At 71.1% G+C, this 17,637-nt stretch carries 17 protein-coding genes; 11 read left to right on the forward strand and 6 right to left on the reverse strand.

What is annotated here, in order from left to right:
* Positions 1–17 precede the first annotated feature (17 nt).
* From ACMCNK_RS16385 to ACMCNK_RS16410, 6 genes are all read left to right on the forward strand, one after another.
* A complete protein-coding gene (locus ACMCNK_RS16385) occupies positions 18–950 on the forward strand; it encodes an ABC transporter ATP-binding protein (RefSeq protein ID WP_412737275.1) in 933 nt (310 codons plus the stop codon).
* Entirely contained in the window at positions 947–1,777 is an 831-nt protein-coding gene (locus ACMCNK_RS16390) for an ABC transporter permease (protein WP_412737276.1), read from the forward strand. The genes ACMCNK_RS16385 and ACMCNK_RS16390 overlap by 4 nt, the downstream gene beginning before the upstream one ends.
* Before the next feature lie 145 nt (positions 1,778–1,922).
* Positions 1,923–5,624, forward strand: coding sequence for a multifunctional oxoglutarate decarboxylase/oxoglutarate dehydrogenase thiamine pyrophosphate-binding subunit/dihydrolipoyllysine-residue succinyltransferase subunit (locus ACMCNK_RS16395; protein ID WP_412740880.1), 3,702 nt, complete (start codon positions 1,923–1,925; stop codon positions 5,622–5,624).
* A 72-nt stretch (positions 5,625–5,696) separates the two neighbouring features.
* On the forward strand, positions 5,697–5,876 hold the full coding sequence (locus tag ACMCNK_RS16400) for a DUF6104 family protein (protein ID WP_130509022.1): 180 nt from the start codon (positions 5,697–5,699) through the stop codon (positions 5,874–5,876).
* Positions 5,877–5,936: 60 nt separating this feature from the next.
* Positions 5,937–8,000, forward strand: coding sequence for a phosphate acetyltransferase (pta, locus tag ACMCNK_RS16405; protein WP_412737277.1), 2,064 nt, complete (start codon positions 5,937–5,939; stop codon positions 7,998–8,000).
* Complete coding sequence (locus ACMCNK_RS16410) at positions 7,997–9,124, forward strand: acetate/propionate family kinase (RefSeq protein WP_412737278.1); 1,128 nt, start codon at positions 7,997–7,999, stop codon at positions 9,122–9,124. The genes pta and ACMCNK_RS16410 overlap by 4 nt, the downstream gene beginning before the upstream one ends.
* Before the next feature lie 10 nt (positions 9,125–9,134).
* Here ACMCNK_RS16410 and ACMCNK_RS16415 read toward each other — a convergent pair whose 3' ends face one another.
* Positions 9,135–9,293: a hypothetical protein gene (locus tag ACMCNK_RS16415; RefSeq protein ID WP_412737279.1), complete on the reverse strand. Its 159-nt coding sequence runs from the start codon at positions 9,291–9,293 to the stop codon at positions 9,135–9,137.
* Positions 9,294–9,465: 172 nt separating this feature from the next.
* Between ACMCNK_RS16415 and ACMCNK_RS16420 the strand changes: the two genes are divergently transcribed.
* On the forward strand, positions 9,466–10,878 hold the full coding sequence (locus tag ACMCNK_RS16420; RefSeq protein ID WP_412737280.1) for a hypothetical protein: 1,413 nt from the start codon (positions 9,466–9,468) through the stop codon (positions 10,876–10,878).
* 81 nt (positions 10,879–10,959) lie between these two features.
* Here the strand turns inward: ACMCNK_RS16420 and ACMCNK_RS16425 are convergent, their stop codons facing one another.
* From ACMCNK_RS16425 to ACMCNK_RS16435, 3 genes are all read right to left on the reverse strand, one after another.
* The gene (locus tag ACMCNK_RS16425) at positions 10,960–11,910 is read right to left on the reverse strand and encodes a zinc-binding dehydrogenase (RefSeq protein ID WP_412737281.1); all 951 of its coding nucleotides are present in this window, start codon (positions 11,908–11,910) and stop codon (positions 10,960–10,962) included.
* Positions 11,911–12,007: 97 nt separating this feature from the next.
* Positions 12,008–13,240, reverse strand: coding sequence for an NADP-dependent malic enzyme (locus ACMCNK_RS16430; protein WP_412737282.1), 1,233 nt, complete (start codon positions 13,238–13,240; stop codon positions 12,008–12,010).
* Between the two features lie 169 nt (positions 13,241–13,409).
* Complete coding sequence (locus tag ACMCNK_RS16435; RefSeq protein ID WP_412737283.1) at positions 13,410–13,718, reverse strand: S26 family signal peptidase; 309 nt, start codon at positions 13,716–13,718, stop codon at positions 13,410–13,412.
* An 85-nt stretch (positions 13,719–13,803) separates the two neighbouring features.
* On the opposite strand from ACMCNK_RS16435, the gene sodN reads away from it, so the two are divergent.
* From sodN to ACMCNK_RS16450, 3 genes are read left to right on the forward strand one after another with little or no spacing between them, the layout of a single operon-like run.
* A complete protein-coding gene (gene sodN, locus ACMCNK_RS16440) occupies positions 13,804–14,208 on the forward strand; it encodes a superoxide dismutase, Ni (protein WP_412737284.1) in 405 nt (134 codons plus the stop codon).
* A gap of 56 nt (positions 14,209–14,264) precedes the next feature.
* Positions 14,265–14,717, forward strand: coding sequence for an N-acetyltransferase family protein (locus ACMCNK_RS16445; RefSeq protein WP_412740881.1), 453 nt, complete (start codon positions 14,265–14,267; stop codon positions 14,715–14,717).
* Between the two features lie 29 nt (positions 14,718–14,746).
* Positions 14,747–15,160 (forward strand): anti-sigma regulatory factor, encoded by a 414-nt coding sequence (locus tag ACMCNK_RS16450; RefSeq protein WP_412737285.1) that lies wholly within the window; start codon positions 14,747–14,749, stop codon positions 15,158–15,160.
* A gap of 4 nt (positions 15,161–15,164) precedes the next feature.
* Here ACMCNK_RS16450 and ACMCNK_RS16455 read toward each other — a convergent pair whose 3' ends face one another.
* Both ACMCNK_RS16455 and ACMCNK_RS16460 read right to left on the reverse strand, forming a co-directional pair.
* Positions 15,165–15,944, reverse strand: a complete 780-nt coding sequence (locus ACMCNK_RS16455) for a FadR/GntR family transcriptional regulator (protein WP_412737286.1) — start codon at positions 15,942–15,944, stop codon at positions 15,165–15,167.
* Positions 15,945–16,044: 100 nt separating this feature from the next.
* Complete coding sequence (locus ACMCNK_RS16460) at positions 16,045–16,443, reverse strand: hypothetical protein (protein ID WP_412737287.1); 399 nt, start codon at positions 16,441–16,443, stop codon at positions 16,045–16,047.
* A gap of 68 nt (positions 16,444–16,511) precedes the next feature.
* Between ACMCNK_RS16460 and ACMCNK_RS16465 the strand changes: the two genes are divergently transcribed.
* Positions 16,512–17,462: a diacylglycerol/lipid kinase family protein gene (locus ACMCNK_RS16465; RefSeq protein WP_412737288.1), complete on the forward strand. Its 951-nt coding sequence runs from the start codon at positions 16,512–16,514 to the stop codon at positions 17,460–17,462.
* Positions 17,463–17,637: the final 175 nt, after the last annotated feature.

Consider the following 17,637-nt stretch of genomic DNA (forward strand, 5'->3'; position numbering starts at 1 on the left):
CGGAAAAGGAGCGGCGGTTGAGCGGCGGGCAGCAGGGTCCGGGCTCCGAGGCGATCGTGGTCCGGAGTCTCACCAAGCAGTACAAGAAACTGCGGGCCGTGGACGACCTGTCGTTCTCGGTCCGTTCCGGCCGGGTCACCGGCTTCCTCGGCCCGAACGGCGCGGGCAAGACCACGACGCTGCGCATGCTCGTCGGCCTGGTGCGTCCCACCGCGGGCACGGCCACGATCAACGGCCACCGGTACACGGAGCTGGCCGACCCGCTGCGGCACGTGGGTGCGGTGCTGGAGGCGTCCAGCGCGCACAAGAGCCGGACGGGACTCAACCATCTCCGGGTCATCTGCGCCGCCGCGGGGCTGCCTCGCGAGCGCGCCGATCAGGTGCTGGAGCTGGTGGGGCTGACGCCCGCGGCCAAACGCAAGTTCAAGGGCTATTCGCTGGGCATGAAGCAGCGCCTCGGGATCGCGGCGGCGATGCTCGGCGACCCCCGGGTACTGATCCTGGACGAGCCGGCGAACGGGCTCGACCCGGAGGGCATCCGCTGGATGCGCGACCTGCTCAAGGCGCTCGCGTCCGAGGGCCGCACGGTGCTGGTCTCCAGCCACCTGCTGGGGGAGATGCAGCAGCTCGCCGACGACGTGGTGATCATCGCGGCGGGGCGGCTGGTCCGGCAGGGCCCGGTCGACGACGTGCTGGGCTCGATGGCGGGCGCCGCGCAGACCCGGGTCCGCAGCCCGCAGGCGGCAGAGCTGACGGCTGCGCTGCAGACCCAGGGCGCGACCGTGACCGCCCAGCAGGACGGCGCGTTGCTGGTCACCGGCCTGGACGCGGCGGCCGTGGGGCACGCGGCGTTCGTCGCGGGGGTGGAGTTGCACGAGCTGGCCGGTGAGCGCGCCGACCTGGAGCGCGTGTTCCTGGAGCTGACCGCGGGAAAGGCGGGGATCCGATGAAGCTGGTCAACGCCGAACTCCTCAAGATCCGCACCACGCCGACCTGGTGGATCTTCGGTCTCATCCTGCTCCCGCTGTACGTGATCAGCGTTCTGATCAACTGGGTCAGCGCCGCGGCCGTCACGTCGACCGAGCAGGGCGGCGGTGATGTGACCGCGCAGCAGGCGGAGCAGATCCGGGTGGCCGGCGAGTCCGTGAACGTGGCGACCAACCTCTACACCAGCGGCCAGTTCATGGGCGTGCTCATGGTGCTGTTGCTGGGCGCGATCCTGGTGACCAACGAGTTCTTCCACCAGACCGCGACCACCACGTTCCTCGGTACCCCCCGCCGGGAGCGGGTCGTGCTGGCCAAGTTCGCCGCGTCGGCGCTGCTCGCGCTCGTGTTCTGGCTGGTTCTGACCGTGCTGAACCTGATCGTGGTGCCGTTCATCCTGCACTCGGTGAAGATCGGGCCACACCTCGGTGACCCGGCCGTCTGGCGCGCCATCGGGCTGAACGGGCTCGCGTTCGGGCTCTGGGCGATCCTCGGTGTGGGCGCCGGGGTGCTGATCCGCAGTCAGATCGGGGCCACGGTCACGCTGACCGCGGTCTACGTGGTCGGCTCACAGGCGTTCGCCGCCGTGTTCTTCCTGCTCAGCACGTATGTGGCCGACTGGTTCACGTACCTGCAGGTGATCATGCCGACCACGGCGTCGCAACTGATGATCTCGGGCACGGATCTGCCCGGCAGCCCGCCGCGCTGGGTCGGGGCGGCGGTGCTGATCGGCTACACAGTGTTGATGGGCCTCATCGGGACGGCCATCATCAAGCGCCGCGACGTGTCGTGATCGAGAGGCAGGCATAGGCGTTCGTCACAGGCCGGACGTCCGGGCGGGCGCGCGCAGCGCACGGCGTAGCCTTGACGGGAATCCGTTCCGTCCCCTGTGACGATCGCGTCGCGTGTTGACAATGGTGAAAGAGGCGAACACGGAAGTGTCGACCCAGCAGACCTCGCAGGACAATCCACTCGCCGATTTCGGTCCCAATGAGTGGATCGTCGACGAAATGTACCAGCGCTACCTGGCTGACCCGGCCAGTGTCGACCCCGCCTGGCACGATTTCTTCGCCGACTACAAGCCGGCCATGGCGGCCGGGTCCATCGCGACGCCCGACGAGGCGACCGCCGCGAACGCGACCGCCACCGCGGCACGCGCGGGCACGGACGCCCCGGCCGCCGCGACGGTCGCCCCGGTCAAGCCGACCGTCCCGGCCACGCCGAAGCCTGCCGCGCCCGCCGCGAAGCCCGCCACCCCGCCGAAGGAGACCACCGCGGTCCCCGCGGGCGCCAAGGTCACCACGTTGCGTGGCGTGGCGGGCAAGATCGTGCAGAACATGGAAACCTCGCTGGAGGTGCCCACCGCGACGAGCGTGCGCGCCGTCCCGGCCAAGCTGCTGGTCGACAACCGCATCGTGATCAACAACCACCTCGCCCGGGGCCGCGGCGGCAAGGTCAGCTTCACCCACCTGATCGGCTGGGCGATGGTCCGCTCGATCATCGCGCACCCCGAGATGAACAACTCGTACGCCGAGGTCGACGGCAAGCCGTCCCTCGTGCAGCCCGAGCACATCAACCTCGGCATCGCCATCGACCTCGCGAAGAAGGACGGCTCCCGCACCCTGGTCGTCCCGTCGATCAAGAACTGCGAGCAGATGGACTTCCGCAAGTTCTGGCAGGCGTACGAGGACGTGGTCCGGCGAGCGCGGCGCAACGAGCTGACCATGGACGACTACTCGGGCACCACGATCTCGCTGACCAACCCGGGCGGCATCGGCACGGTGCACTCGATCCCGCGCCTCATGGCGGGCCAGAGCGCGATCATCGGCGTCGGCGCCATGGAGTATCCGGCGCCGTACCAGGGGATGTCCGACGAGACCCTCACCGCCAACGCGGTGAGCAAGGTCACGAGCCTGACCAGCACGTACGACCACCGGGTCATTCAGGGCGCGCAGTCCGGCGAGTTCCTCAAGTCGATGCATGAGCTGCTGCTCGGCGAGCACGCCTTCTACGACGACATCTTCACCTCGCTGCGCATCCCGTACGAGCCGGTGCGCTGGGTGCGCGACGTGGCGCACACGTCCGAGGGCCAGATCGGCAAGGCGGCCCGGGTCCCCGAGCTGATCCACGCGTACCGGGTGCGCGGGCACCTGATGGCGGACACGGACCCGCTGGAGTTCAAGATCCGCCGCCACCCCGACCTCGACGTGCTCCAGCACGGACTGACGCTGTGGGACCTGGACCGTACGTTCCCGGTGGGCGGCTTCGGCGGCAAGCAGATGATGAAGCTGCGCGACGTGCTCGGCGTGCTGCGCGACACGTACTGCCGCCGGGTCGGCGTGGAGTACATGCACATCCAGGGCCCGGAGGAGCGCCGCTGGATCCAGGAACGCATCGAGATCAAGTACACCAAGCCGGACACGGATGAGCAGAAGCACATCCTCAACCGGCTCAACGCGGCCGAGGCGTTCGAGACGTTCCTGCAGACCAAGTACGTCGGCCAGAAGCGCTTCTCGCTGGAGGGCGGCGAGTCGCTGATCCCGCTGCTCGACGAGGTGCTGCAGGCCTCCGCCGAGAGCGGGCTCGACGAGATGGTCATCGGCATGGCCCACCGGGGCCGGCTCAACGTGCTGGCCAACATCGTCGGCAAGCCGTACGAGAAGATCTTCAACGAGTTCGAGGGTCAGATGGACCCGAAGTCGGCGCACGGCTCGGGCGACGTGAAGTACCACCTGGGCCAGACCGGCAAGTTCACCACCCCGGACGGCGAGCACTCCACCACGGTCAGCGTGGTCGCCAACCCGTCGCACCTCGAAGCGGTCGACCCGGTGCTGGAGGGCATCGTCCGCGCCAAGCAGGACCGCCTCGACCTGGGCCTGCACGGGTTCACCGTGCTGCCCGTGCTGGTGCACGGTGACGCCGCGTTCGCCGGGCAGGGTGTGGTCGCCGAAACGCTGAACCTGTCGCAGCTGCGCGGCTACCGCACCGGCGGCACGTTGCACGTGGTGGTCAACAACCAGGTCGGCTTCACCACCGCCCCGGAGTACAGCCGCTCGTCGCTCTACTCGACGGACGTGGCCCGGATGATCCAGGCGCCGATCTTCCACGTCAACGGCGACGACCCCGAAGCGGTCGTGCGGGTGGCGCGGCTGGCGTTCGAGTACCGGCAGGCGTTCAACAAGGACGTCGTCATCGACCTGGTCTGCTACCGCCGCCGCGGCCACAACGAGGGCGACGACCCGTCGATGACCAACCCGCGGATGTACGAGATCATCGACACCAAGCGCAGCGTCCGCAAGCTGTACACCGAGGAGCTGATCGGCCGCGGTGACATCACCGTGGACGACGCCCAGGAGCAGCTGCGCGACTACCAGCAGCAGCTTGAGCAGGTGTTCAAGGCGACCCGGGACGCGGCCGGTTCCCCGCCGCGGCCGCGCAGCGTCGTGCAGGAGCCGGAGCCCCAGGTGGACACCGCGATCGACGCGGCCGTGGTGCGGGCGATCGGTCAGTCCCATGTGGAGCTTCCCGAGGGCTTCACCCCGCACAAGCGGGTCCAGCAGCTTCTCGACCGGCGGGCCAAGATGGCCGCGGACGGCGGCATCGACTGGGGCTTCGGCGAGCTGATCGCGTTCGGCTCCCTGCTGTCCGAGGGCGTGACCGTGCGGCTGGCGGGCCAGGACTCGCGGCGCGGAACGTTCGTCTCGCGGCACGCGGCGATCGTCGATCACCGCACCGGCAAGGACTTTCTGCCGCTGTCCACGCTGGCCACCGGCACGGCCCGGTTCTTCGTGCACGACTCGCTGCTCAGCGAGTACGCGGCCATGGGCTTCGAGTACGGCTACTCCGTGGAGAACACGGACGCGCTGGTGCTGTGGGAGGCCCAGTTCGGCGACTTCGTCAACGGCGCCCAGTCGATCGTCGACGAGTTCATCTCGTCCGGCGAGGTCAAGTGGGGTCAGCGCTCCTCGGTGGTGCTGCTCCTCCCGCACGGCCAGGAGGGTCAGGGCCCGGACCACTCGTCCGGCCGCCCGGAGCGCTTCCTGCAGCTCTGCGCGCAGGACAACATGCGGGTGGCGAACCCGACCACCCCCGCGAACTACTTCCACCTGTTGCGCCGCCAGGCCCTGTCGTCCAAGCGCAAGCCGCTCGTGGTGTTCTCGCCGAAGTCGTTGCTGCGGCACAAGCTGGCGATCTCCTCGGTCGCCGAGTTCACCAGCGGCCGGTTCCAGCCGGTGCTCGGTGACACCGGAGTCAACGGCACCCCGCTGCAGCCCGAGGCGGTCAAGCGGGTGCTGCTCTGCTCCGGCAAGGTCTACTACGACCTGTACGCGGCGCGTGCCGAGCGCGGCATCACCGACACCGCGCTGATCCGGATGGAGCAGATCTACCCGCTGCCGGTCGAGGAGCTGAAGGCGGTGCTCGGCCAGTACCCGAACGCGGAGGACTTCGCGTGGGTGCAGGAGGAACCGGCCAACCAGGGCGCCTGGTCGTTCGTGGCGCTCAACCTGCTGGAGCACCTCGAGGGTGTCCGGCTGCGCCGGATCTCCCGGCCCGCGGCCGCCGCGCCCGCGGTGGGTTCGGCCAAGATGCACGACGCGGAGCAGTCGGCGCTGGTCGAGGCGGCCCTGCCGCGGCCGTGACCACGTACTGAGCTGAACAACCTGGGGCGCCCTGCCGGTCGGCGGGGCGCCCCTGTCCACCTGGGAGAGCCTGTGTACTTCACCGACCGTGGCATCGAGGAACTGGTCGACCGGCGCGGCGAGGAGACCGTCACGCTGGAGTGGCTGGGCGATCAGCTACGCACGTTCGTCGATGTGCACCCCGAGTTCGAGACCGCGATCGAGCGTTTCGCGACGTGGCTGGCCCGCGCGGACGAGGACGACGACGAGTAGCGGGCCGGAAGTCCGCGGGGAGCGTGTCCACGCCGATCGCCCGCCCGGTACGTTGAGGGTGTGGCGCGCAGCGTGTACATCGCGGGGCTCGGCCCCGGCGTCGGCAAGGGGATCGTGGCGCTCGGCGTGGTCGAGCTGCTGTCCCGGCAGGTGGCTCGCATCGGCGTGTTCCGGCCGCTGATCGGCGACCACGGCCCGGACCCGATCCTGACACTGCTGATCGACCGGTATCCGGCGCTCGCGCCGTACGCGGAGTCGTTCGGGATGACCGCGGCCGAGGCGGCGGCGATGCTGGCCGACGGCCGGCGGGAGGAGCTGATCTCCCGGATCATCGAGCGGTACCGCGACATGGAGCGGCGGTGCGCCTCGGTGGTCGTGGTCGGTACCGACTTCACCGAGAGTCACCAGGACGGGCGTGACGAGATGCCGCGCGAGCTGGCCCTGAACGCCCGGCTGGCGACGGAGTTCGGCAGCGTCGTCATCCCGGTGGTGAGCGGGCAGGGGCGGAGCGACCTGGACGCGGTGGTGCGCTCGGCGTACCACTCGCTGGTGGATCTGCACGCGACCGTGGTCGCCGTGGTCGCGAACCGCGCGCAGCCCGGCGCGAGCGCCCCGGTCGGCCTGCCCTACCCGGTGTACGTCATCCCGGAGCTGGCAGCGCTGTCCGCCCCCACGGTGGCCGAGGTGGCGACCGCGCTGGGCGCCACGGTGGTCAGCGGCGGCGCGGCGGCGCTGGACCGCGACGTCCTCGCCTACCTGGTCGGTGCCGCGCACGTGCCCGCCGTGCTGGATCACCTCACCGACGGGGCCCTGCTGATCACCCCCGGGGACCGCGCGGACCTGCTGGTCGCCGCGAGCGCCACGCACGCGGCGGGCATCGTGACGTTGGCCGGGCTGATGCTGACGATCGGCGAGGCACCGGACCCGCGGGCCGTGACGGTGATCGAACGGCTGAACACCGGCCTCGCGATGCTGCTGGTGAAGACGGACAGCTACGACACGATCGCGGCGGCCGACCGGATCGAGGCCAGGCTGAGCCCGGCCACCCCGCGCAAGGTGGACGCCGCACTCGGGGCGTTCGAGGCCAATGTGGACACCGCGGAGCTTGTCGGGCTGCTCGACGTCACCCGGTCGAGCCGGGTGACGCCGCTGATGTTCGAGTACGACCTCATCGACCGCGCCCGCGCCGACCGGCGCCACCTGGTGCTGCCGGAGGGCACGGACGAGCGGATCCTGCGTGCCACCGAGACGCTGTTGCGCCGGGGTGTCGCCGACCTGACCCTGCTCGGCGACCCGGCCGAGATCGCTCGCCGGGCGCGGGAGCTGGGCGTCGAGATCGGCGGCGCCCGGCTGGTCGACCCGGCCACCAGCGAGTGGCGCGACCGCTTCGCCCGCCGGTACGCGGAGCTGCGTACGCATCGCGGTGTTTCCCTGGATCTGGCGCACGACGTGGTCCGCGACGTCAACTACTTCGGCACGCTGATGGTCGACGCCGGGCTCGCCGACGGCATGATCTCCGGGGCGACGCACACGACCGCCGCCACGATCCGCCCCGCGTTCGAGATCATCAAGACCGTGCCCGAGGTGACCGTGGCGTCCAGCGTGTTCTTCATGCTGCTCGCCGACCGCGTCCTGGTGTACGGCGACTGCGCGGTCAACCCCGACCCGGACGCGGTGGCGCTGGCCGACATCGCGGTGTCGTCCGCGCAGACCGCGGCGGCGTTCGGCATCGAGCCGCGGGTGGCGATGCTGTCGTACTCGACCGGCAGTTCCGGCGCGGGCGCCGACGTGGAGAAGGTGGCCGCGGCGACCGCGCTGGTCCGCGAGCGCCGCCCGGACCTGCCCGTGGAGGGCCCGATCCAGTACGACGCCGCGATCGACCCGGCCGTGGCCGCCGCGAAGCTGCCCGACAGCGCGGTTGCGGGCAAGGCCACGGTCTTCGTGTTCCCGGACCTGAACACCGGCAACAACACGTACAAGGCGGTGCAGCGTTCGGCGAACGCGGTCGCGGTCGGCCCGGTGATGCAGGGGCTGCGGCGGCCGGTCAACGACCTGTCCCGCGGCGCAACGGTCAAGGACATCGTCAACACGGTGGCGATCACGGCGATCCAGGCGGCGACATGACCCGAATCCTCGTCCTCAACACCGGCTCGTCCTCGGTGAAGTACCGGCTGTTCGACGGCACCGAGACCGTGGCCAAGGGGCTGGTGGAGCGCATCGGCGAGCCCGGCGGCGAAGCACGGGATCACGAGACCGCCCTGCAGCGGATCATGGACCAGATCGACCTGACCGGGCTGGCCGCGGTGGGGCACCGGGTGGTGCACGGCGGCAGCGAGTTCACCCGTGCCACGATCATCGACGACACGGTGGTGGCCGCTGTCGCGCGGCTGGTGCCGCTGGCGCCGCTGCACAATCCGCCCGCGCTCAGCGGCATCGACGTGGCCCGCAAGCTGCTGCCGGACGTGCCGCAGGTCGCGGTGTTCGACACGGCGTTCCACGCCACGATCCCGCCCGAGGGGGTCACGTACGCGATCGACGCGGCCCTGGCCCAGCGCTGGGGGGTGCGGCGCTACGGCTTCCACGGGACATCCCATGCGTACGTGGCCCGGCGCACTGCGGAGCTGCTCGGCGTACCCGTGCAGCAGGCCAACGTGATCACCGTGCACCTCGGCAACGGCGCGAGTGCCTGCGCGGTGCAGGGCGGCCGCAGCGTTGCCACCTCGATGGGGATGTCACCCCAGGGCGGCCTGGTCATGGGTACGCGCAGCGGCGACATCGATCCGGCGATCGTGTTCCACCTGCATCGGGTGGCCGGATTGTCGTTCGACGAGGTCGAGAACATGCTGACCCGCGATGCCGGGATGCGCGGCCTGACCGGCGAGAACGACATGCGCGTGGTGGAGCAGCGCATGGAGGACGGTGACCCGGTCGCCACGCTGGCGATCGACGTCTACTGCCGGCGGATTCGCGAGTATGTCGGGGCGTACCTGGCGGTGCTGGGGCGGGTCGACGCCATCTCGTTCACCGCGGGGGTCGGCGAGCACTCGCCGATCGTCCGGGGCCGCACGCTGGCCGGGCTGTCGGCCCTGGGTATCGAGGTCGACACGGAGCGCAATGAGCGCAATGCGCCGGTGATCTCGCCGGACGGCGCACCGGTCGCGGTCTGCGTGGTGCCGACCGACGAGGAGCTGGAGATCGCCGAGCAGACCCGCGCGACGCTGGCCGCGTCCGGCGCGGGACGGGGCTGAGCGAAAGCGGTCAGACCAGCCAGACGACCAGCGCGATCAGGACGGCCGCCACGACGGCGGCGCCGACGATGAGCGGGAGCTTCGAGGGCGCGGGCTCCTCCGGAGCGTTGTGGGTGAAGGCCCGGAAGGCCTCGGTGTTGCCGCTGGGGTCGACGGAGTTGTCAGGCATGCGCAGGACAATAGCGAAACGCCGCACCCGGCGGACACCCCGCCGCCTGGTCATCGCCGCGCCACCGACCAGCTCGAACGCCCCACATCGCCGGAAATCACTCCTGCGTGGGAGGAGTCACGCCTACGGTCGGGACGTGGGAACAAAACGGATTTTCCGGACAGTGATCGCGATGGTGCTCACCGTGCCGGCCGCCGCCTGGGCCGCCGAGTGGTCATTGTCCCGTCCGCTCCGGCCTCCCGCCGCTGTCCGCGACCCCGCGCCCCACGCCGGGACGCCGGGCGCGTCGAGTGCGGCCGAACCCCGCTACCCGGTCGGCATGCGGACGTTGATGTTGTCCCGAGGCGACGACCGGCCACTGCGTACGCTGCTGTTCTACCCCGCGTCGGCCGTACAGAGCCTCGTCCCGGCCAGCGCGCCGGACCGGCCCGGCTCCACCACCGTGGGAATGCCCAGCCCGATCCCGCCGCCCCCGCCCGACATCGTCCCCGCAGGCCCACCCACCCCGCACACACCGATCGACCAGCTCAGCCCGGCATCCACGACCGGCTCCAGGATGTGGCCGGGTCCGACCCGTCCCGGTGGGTCCGCAGGCCCGGCCGACCCGACGCGCCCGGCAACGCCGGTCGACGTGGCTGCGATCGATCCGACCGTTTCCAGCCGGTCCGGATCGGCCAACGGTGCCGGCTCGACCAGCCGCGACGCATCGAGGCGGACGCCGTGCCCGGAAACACCACTCGACTACGGAACGGTCACCCCCGCCCGGCCCGGTGCCGCCCCGGCGGCCGGACGCTTCCCGCTCGTACTGTTCAGTCACGGGCTGTCCGGAACCCCCGAGCGGTACGCGCCCCTCGCCGCGACCTGGGCCGCGACCGGATTCGTGGTCGCGGTGCCCGCGTACCCGCACACCTGCGCGGGCGCGCCACGCTTCCGCCGATCCGACATCGTCCACCAGCCCGCCGACGCGGAGTACGTCATCCAGCAGATCCGCCGCCTCGAACGCCGGCGCGACGACCCGCTGTACGGCCGGATCGACCGCGATCGGGTGGCCGCGGTGGGGCACTCGGCCGGCGGGTACACCACGACCGGCCTGTTCACCGCGGGACATCCCCGGTGGTTACGGTCCGGAGTGGTCATCGCGGGGTGGCAGGCGCCCGGTTCGTTCGCCGGGCCCGCGGCCACGATGTTGTTCCTGCAGGGCGAGTCCGACCACGTGGTCCCGCTCGCGCTCGGGCGTGCGGCGTTCGACGCGGTGCCGTGGCCCAAGTCGTACGTCCTGCTTCCCCGCGCCCACCACGCCGGGTACATGCTGCCGGGCCGCTACGGCTGGGCGCAGATGAACGCGATCGTCACGGACTTCCTGCACCGGACGCTGGGCGGCGACCAGGGCGCCCGGTGGCGACCGCCCGCCGGGGGCTTCCCCGCCGCGGACCTGATCCCGGACGGGCCGGCTCCCCCCACGTCCGAGGCCGAGCGACCCGCCACGGGGACACCGCGACCCGGAACGGGGACACGGGGCAGCGGCACGGGGACACCGGGCGGCGGCTCCGGCACGTTCCGAAGGCCCTTCACCGACCGGCCGTGACGCCGGGGGCCAGTGCAGGCCGCCGGGGGCCAGTGCAGGCCGGGTTCGGTGCAGGCCGGGTTCGGTGCAGGCCGGGGGTCGTCAGTGCAGGTGGTCGACGGCGACCTTGCCGAACACGTCACCGGAGTGCAGGCGGGCGAAGGCGTCCGCCACCGCGCTGAAGCCGTACGTCGAGTCGATCACGGGACGGACGTTGTGCTGCACCGCCAGGTCGAGCAGCGCGGCCAGCTCGTCGCGGGTGCCCATCGTGCTGCCGAGGATCTCCAACTGCATCGCGAAGACCCGGCGCAGGTCCACCGTGGCGAGATGCCCGCCGGTCGCACCGCAGACCACGATCCGTGCCTGCGGCGCGGCGCACTTGAGCGAGTGCTCGAACGTCGGTGCGCCCACGGACTCGATGACCACACCGACCCGCTCGGGCAGGCGGGCACCCGGTTCGACCGCGGTGGCGCCGAGCGCGGCGATCCGCTCCCGTTTCGCGGAGTCGCGGCTGGTCGCGTACACCCGTTTGCCGAGCGCCGCGGCCAGCATCACCGCGGCCGTGGCGACGCCTCCGCCCGCGCCCTGCACCAGCACCGCCTCGGTGTCCGCCACCCGGCCCCGCGTCACCAGCATGTGGTACGCCGTGAGCCACGCGGTCGGCAGGCACGCCGCGTCCAGGAACGACAGCCCGGCCGGTTTGGGCACCAGATTCTCCACCGGTACGGCGACCCGCTCGGCCAGCGTGCCGGGGTGACGCTCGGACAGCAGCGAGAACCCGCGCGGGTCCGCCGGGTCCGGCACCACGGGGTAGACCACGACCTCGTTGCCGTCCGGGTCGACCCCGGACGCGTCGCAGCCCAGGATCATCGGCAGCCGGTCGGCCGGCAGGCCGACGCCGCGCAGTGACCACAGGTCGTGATGGTTGAGCGAACTGGCCCGCACCTCCACGATCGCCCAGCCGTCGGGCGGCGACGGCTCGGGGCGGTCGCCGACCGCGAGAGCGGCCAGCGGGTCGTCGGGCTTGGTCACGGGGGCGTAGGCGGCACGCATGACGCGAGCCTACTGTCCCCGGCGCCGCCCACGGTGTCCCCAGTGGCCGATTCGCCGCGCCCCGGGCGGGAGCGCGGCGAATCAAGAACACAGCACGTCAGGCGGGGACCGGCGCGGCGGGGTTGACCGGGCCCGCGATGCGCCGGGCCACGCCCTCCAGCTCGGCGGCGCGGGCCACGGCGGCCGCCACGGCCGGGGCGACCCGCGGGTCGAGCGGGGACGGCACGATCGTGTCGGCGCGCAGGTCCGCCCCGACCACGTCGGCGATCGCCTCGGCGGCGGCCACCTTCATCCTGTCCGTGATCTTGCTGGCGCGGGCGTCCAAGGCACCGCGGAAGATCCCCGGGAACGCGAGCACGTTGTTGATCTGGTTGGGGAAGTCGCTGCGCCCGGTCGCGACGATGGCCGCGTACTTGGCGGCGATCGACGGGTGCACCTCGGGCGTGGGGTTGGCGAGGGCGAAGATGATGCCGCCCGGCGCCATGCCGGCCAGCGCGGCCTCCTCGATCGCCCCGCCGGACACCCCGATCAGCACGTCCGCGCCGATGAGCGCCTCGCGGATCCCGCCCGTACGCATGGAGACGTTGGTGTTCGCGGCCAGCTCGGCCTTCTCGGCGGTGAGGCCTGGGCGGTCGGCGTGGATGATGCCCCGCGAATCGCAGATGATCATGTTGGCCCCGGGCACCCCGGCCGCGATGAGCGTGTTGGTGATCGCGACTCCGGCCGCGCCCGCGCCGCTGATGACGACACGCAGATCCGCGAAGCGGCGCCCGAGCACCGTGACCGCGTTGCGCAACGCGGCGAGCACGACGACCGCGGTGCCGTGCTGGTCGTCGTGGAAGACCGGGATGTCCAACGCCTCGTCGAGCCGTCGCTCGATCTCGAAGCACCGGGGGGCGCTGATGTCCTCCAGGTTGATGCCGCCGAACGACGGCCCGAGCGCCTTGACTGTGGCGATGATGGCCTCGGTGTCCTGGGTGTCCAGGCAGATCGGGACCGCGTCGACGCCGCCGAACTGCTTGAACAGCACCGCCTTGCCCTCCATGACCGGCATCGCGGCCTTCGGGCCGATGTTGCCCAGGCCCAGGACGGCGGAGCCGTCGGTGACCACGGCGACGACGTTGCCGGACCAGGTGTAGTCCGCGGCGAGCTCGGGCGTCTCGGCGATCGCCTCGCACACCCGGGCGACGCCGGGCGTGTAGGCCTTCGACAGGTCGTCGCGGCTGTTCAGCGGGACGGTGCAGGAGATCGCCATCTTGCCGTGCCGGTGCAGGTCGAAGACCGGGTCGGCGGCGAGGGCAGGGTCGGTTTCAAAGCTGAAAAAAGACACGGGGACTCCACAGGGCGCATCGGAAGGTCGATTGCCAGCCGGCCGGAGCGCGAGTGGGCGCCCGGCCGACCTGCGATGCGGGGGTCACCCGGAACGAGGTCGCTAGACAACACTGAGCGGTAATGCTCTCAAGGGCCGCAAGACTACGGTGTGCTGCGGTTACCGAAGATTAACTTAGCCACACCGGCCGCGGCCAGTAACGAAACACGACTCGTCCGATGACATCCGCCACTCCGTAGGTCCGCGAGTCGTCCGTACCGAACTCGTTGTCCCCGTGTATCCACCAGCCCTGCTCGCGGGCCTCGACCGCGCGCTTGACGACCAGCAGGCCGGGCCGCGCCCGGAAGGACGCGACCACGACGTCGCCGGGGCGCACGCGGCCGCCGCGCCGCACCAGCAGGGCGTCGCCGTCGCGCAGGGTGGGCGCCATGGACGGACCCCGGACAAGTACGGCGAACAGCGGCAGTTGCAAGCTCATGGCATCAAGTCCCGCGTCGCGTGTGGCCGAAGGTGTAAGGGGTAGGGTCAGACACGGATCATCGCAAACGTATGGAGGGGTCCTGATGCGACTTCCGCGCATTCTCACGCCGCGCACCCTGGTCAGCGCGCACTGCGACCTGCCGTGTGGCGTCTACGACCCGGCACAGGCCCGCATCGAGGCCGAGTCGATCAAGGCGATCGCCGAGAAGTACCAGGCCAACACCGACCCGGAGTTCCGCACCCGTGCCATCGGCATCAAGGAGCAGCGTTCCGAGCTGGTCAAGCACCACCTGTGGGTGCTGTGGACCGACTACTTCAAGGCCCCGCATTTCGAGAAATACCCGCACCTGCACCAGCTGTTCAACGAAGCGACCAAGCTCGCCGGCGCCTCCGGGACCAAGGGTTCGATGGACCCGGCCGTCGCCGAGCAGCTGCTGGGCAAGATCGAGGAGATCTCCAAGATCTTCTGGGAGACCAAGCAGGCGTGACCCACGACGTCACCGTACGGCCGGCGCGTCCCGATGACGTGCCGGCCGTTGTCGCGATGGTGCACGAGCTGGCCGATTTCGAGCGTGCCGCCGACCAGTGCCACCTGACCGTGGAGCAGTTGAGCGCCGCCCTGTTCGCCCCGGCCCCCGCCCTGTTCGGCCACGTGGCGGTCGACGCGGACGACCTCCCGGTCGGCTTCGCACTGTGGTTCCTCACGTACTCCACGTGGGAAGGCACCCACGGGATCCACCTGGAGGACCTGTACGTCCGCCCGGGCGCCCGCGGCACCGGGGCCGGCACCGCGCTGCTGGCCGCACTTGCCGCGACCTGCGTGGATCGCGGCTGGCGCCGCCTGGAATGGATGATGCTCGACTGGAACCCGGCCGCCGGGTTCTACGCCGCGGTCGGCGCCACGGTCAGGACCGACTGGTTGCCGTACCGCCTCGCGGGCGAGCCGCTGCACCGGCTCGCTGAACGGGCCTCCCGGGCCTCCACCGGCAGCGGCTAGAGTCTCCTCCATTGGGAGGATGGGGTGCGGTGACTCACGCGACGACGACACAGCCCGAACCGGCGACGGAGGACGACGTCGTGCTGCTCACGGTGCCCGCCGACGGCGGGTATCTGAGCGTGCTCCGGACGGCCACCGCAGGGCTCGCGGCGCGGCTGCATTTCGCGCTGGACGAGATCGAGGACCTACGCATCGCGGTGGACGAGGCGTGCGCGATGCTGCTGGCCATCGCGACCCGCGGCGCCGAGCTGGCCTGCCGTTTCGCGGTGACCGAGGATGCATTGACCGTGGAGGTGTCGGTGTCGACCGTGCGGGGTGCCCGGCTGCCGGCCGAGTCCTCCTTCGCGTGGAAGGTGCTGACCGCGCTCACCACCGCGGCCGCGGCCGAGGCGGACGGGCGGCGCGCCATGATTCGCCTGGTCACCCGCCGGTCGGAGGGCTGAGGATCTATCCGGCGAGCTGACGGCTCGGATGCTCGGAACCGGGCACGCCGGCGGCCGCCGGTCGTTGATGGTCTCCGTTCAGCTCGAGCGAGAGGCGGTTCGCCTCGATCACGTGATCCAGATGAGTACGGGCGGCCGTGGCCGCACCCTCCGCGTCGCGCGCCAGGATCCGGGCCAGCAGCTCCCGGTGGTCCCGGTCGACCTCCGCCCAGTAGCCCTCGGGCAGGTGGTGGATCACCTCGTCGCCGCAGGAGGCGTCGTACACCGGCCGGGTGACCAGCTCGAACAGCGGGTTCCGGGTGGCCTTGCAGACCGCGGCATGGAACGCGGCGGCCGCGGCGCACATGCTGGCGTCGTCGTCGCCGGTCGCGTCGAACATCGCGGCGTGCAGGAGCGCCACGTCGGTGTCGGTCCGGCGGTGTGCCGCCATCGAGGCGGCGGGCACCTCCAGCGCGATGCGCAACTCCAGCACGTCCGCGACGCCCACGGCCGCGGAGTTGGTGAGCAGGGTGAGCCCGGTGGTGAGGCCCTCGCAGATCTGCGCGGCGTCCGGGTGCGCCACGAAACTGCCGCCGGTCACGCCACGGGTGGTGACGATGAGATGCTGGCTGGCCAGCAGCCGCAGCGCTTCGCGCACCGTGCTGCGGCTGACCCCGGAACGGATGCACAGTTCCGGCTCAGGTGGCAGCCGCTGACCCGGTCGCAGGCGGCCCGAGGTGATCTCGGTCCGGAGCTCATCGGCCAGCATCTGGTACGCCGGTGGGCGTACCGTCGATCCGGTCACTGATCCTCACCCCCGAAGCGCTGCCGCTTCGATTGCCTCAGCCCGTCCCAGCGTAGGCCTTTCCGCCCGGCGGGGACCCCTGGATCCGCCGGGACGACTATCAATCCAGTCCGAGCGCCCGGGTGCTCGGGGGCGACACGACGAGGATCACGGTGGCCGCGGCGAGCACCAGCAGGACGACACCCAGCCAGGACGGTCCGGTCTGGATCAGGAATCCGCCGGTCGCGAGCACCAGCAGTTGCACGACGACGACCGGCCCGCGGGCCCGGGCCGAGCGCCGGGCCAGGGCACGGGCGAGCAGCCCGAGCACGGCCGCGCCGAGCGCGGCACACCCGGTCAGGGCGAGCGCGACCGTCACGCTGTGCTTGTCCGCGGTGAAGTCCAGCACGATGAGGTACGCCGTGAGCGCGGCCAGCCCGGCCGCTTCCAGGCCGAGCAGCCCGACGGCCCCGGCGAGTGTGGCGGGCAGGGGGGTACGCAGGGGCGGCGGCGCGGTCACGGCTGCACCCTACCGGCCGCGCTGATCGACGACTGACTGCGCGCCGATCGGCAGGTACAGTGCCGCGCATGCGTGCCCTACTGGTGGTTAACCCCAAGGCCACCACGACCAGTGAGCGCAGCCGGGACGTGCTCGTCCACGCGCTGCGCAGCGAGGTTGACCTGACCGTCGAGTACACGACGCGCCGTGGTCACGCGATGGATCTCGCCCGCGGCGCGGTCGGCAGCGGCGTCGACGTGGTGGTCACCCTGGGCGGCGACGGCACCGTGAACGAGGTGGTCAACGGCCTGCTCGGCGCGGATGCCGACGACGCGGCGCCGGCCGGGCCCCCGGCGTACCGGCTGCCGGCGCTGGCGGTCGTGCCCGGCGGTTCGACGAACGTCTTCGCCCGCGCGCTCGGGCTGCCACGCGACTGGGTCGATGCGACCAGCGTCATCCTGGACGGCCTGCGCGACGGCCGGCACCGGGTGGTCGGGCTGGGCCGCGCCGACGACCGCTACTTCACGTTCTGCGCCGGAATGGGACTGGATGCGGCGGTGGTGCGCTCGGTGGAACAGGCGCGGTTGCGCGGCCGCACTTCGACGCCGGCGTTGTACGTGCGCGCGACGATCGGGCAGTTCTTCCTCGGTGAGGATCGAAAGAATCCGCCCCTGTCCGTGGAGCGTCCTGGGGAAGAGACGGAATCGGGACTGGCCACTGTCATCGTGCAGAACACCGCGCCGTGGACATACGTCGGCGACCGCCCAGTGGACCCCAATCCGGACGCATCCTTCGATCTGGGACTTGACGTACTTGCCCTACGGCAGCTACACGTCTCCAGCACAACACGGACAGTGACGCAACTGGCCCGCCGTACGGGCAGCCCGCACGGGCGTCAGGTGCTGCGCCTGCACGACCAGGCGGAGATGACGGTCGTGGCCAACCGCCCCCAGCCGTTCCATCTGGACGGCGACTACCTGGGCGAGCGCCAGAAGGTGCACTTCGTGTCCGTCCCCGAAGCGCTGCGTGTGATCTGCTGAGGACCGGGTAGGCGCCAAAGAGGAAGCCTCACGATCCGTATTCAGAAACACATGCAAAACGTCCGCGGGCGGGGCAGCACCGTACTACATTGATGGGAGCGGTCGTCAGCCGGGACTGGATCAACCCCCAGAACCGGACAAAGGGGTCGTGAGCTAGCTCACCCGCTCGGAGATT

The sequence above is a fragment of the Krasilnikovia sp. MM14-A1259 genome, from assembly GCF_047159535.1.
GTDB lineage: Bacteria > Actinomycetota > Actinomycetes > Mycobacteriales > Micromonosporaceae > Actinoplanes.

What these genes read in the sequence shown, in the direction of transcription:
- ACMCNK_RS16390 (WP_412737276.1), top strand. Translation starts at nt 947, where the DNA reads ATGAAGCTGGTCAACGCCGAACTCCTCAAGATCCGCACCACGCCGACC.
- ACMCNK_RS16410 (WP_412737278.1), top strand. Translation starts at nt 7,997, where the DNA reads ATGACCCGAATCCTCGTCCTCAACACCGGCTCGTCCTCGGTGAAGTAC.
- ACMCNK_RS16415 (WP_412737279.1), bottom strand. Translation starts at nt 9,293, where the DNA reads ATGCCTGACAACTCCGTCGACCCCAGCGGCAACACCGAGGCCTTCCGG.
- ACMCNK_RS16420 (WP_412737280.1), top strand. Translation starts at nt 9,466, where the DNA reads ATGGTGCTCACCGTGCCGGCCGCCGCCTGGGCCGCCGAGTGGTCATTG.
- ACMCNK_RS16425 (WP_412737281.1), bottom strand. Translation starts at nt 11,910, where the DNA reads ATGCGTGCCGCCTACGCCCCCGTGACCAAGCCCGACGACCCGCTGGCC.
- ACMCNK_RS16435 (WP_412737283.1), bottom strand. Translation starts at nt 13,718, where the DNA reads ATGAGCTTGCAACTGCCGCTGTTCGCCGTACTTGTCCGGGGTCCGTCC.
- sodN (WP_412737284.1), top strand. Translation starts at nt 13,804, where the DNA reads ATGCGACTTCCGCGCATTCTCACGCCGCGCACCCTGGTCAGCGCGCAC.
- ACMCNK_RS16445 (WP_412740881.1), top strand. Translation starts at nt 14,265, where the DNA reads ATGGTGCACGAGCTGGCCGATTTCGAGCGTGCCGCCGACCAGTGCCAC.
- ACMCNK_RS16465 (WP_412737288.1), top strand. Translation starts at nt 16,512, where the DNA reads ATGCGTGCCCTACTGGTGGTTAACCCCAAGGCCACCACGACCAGTGAG.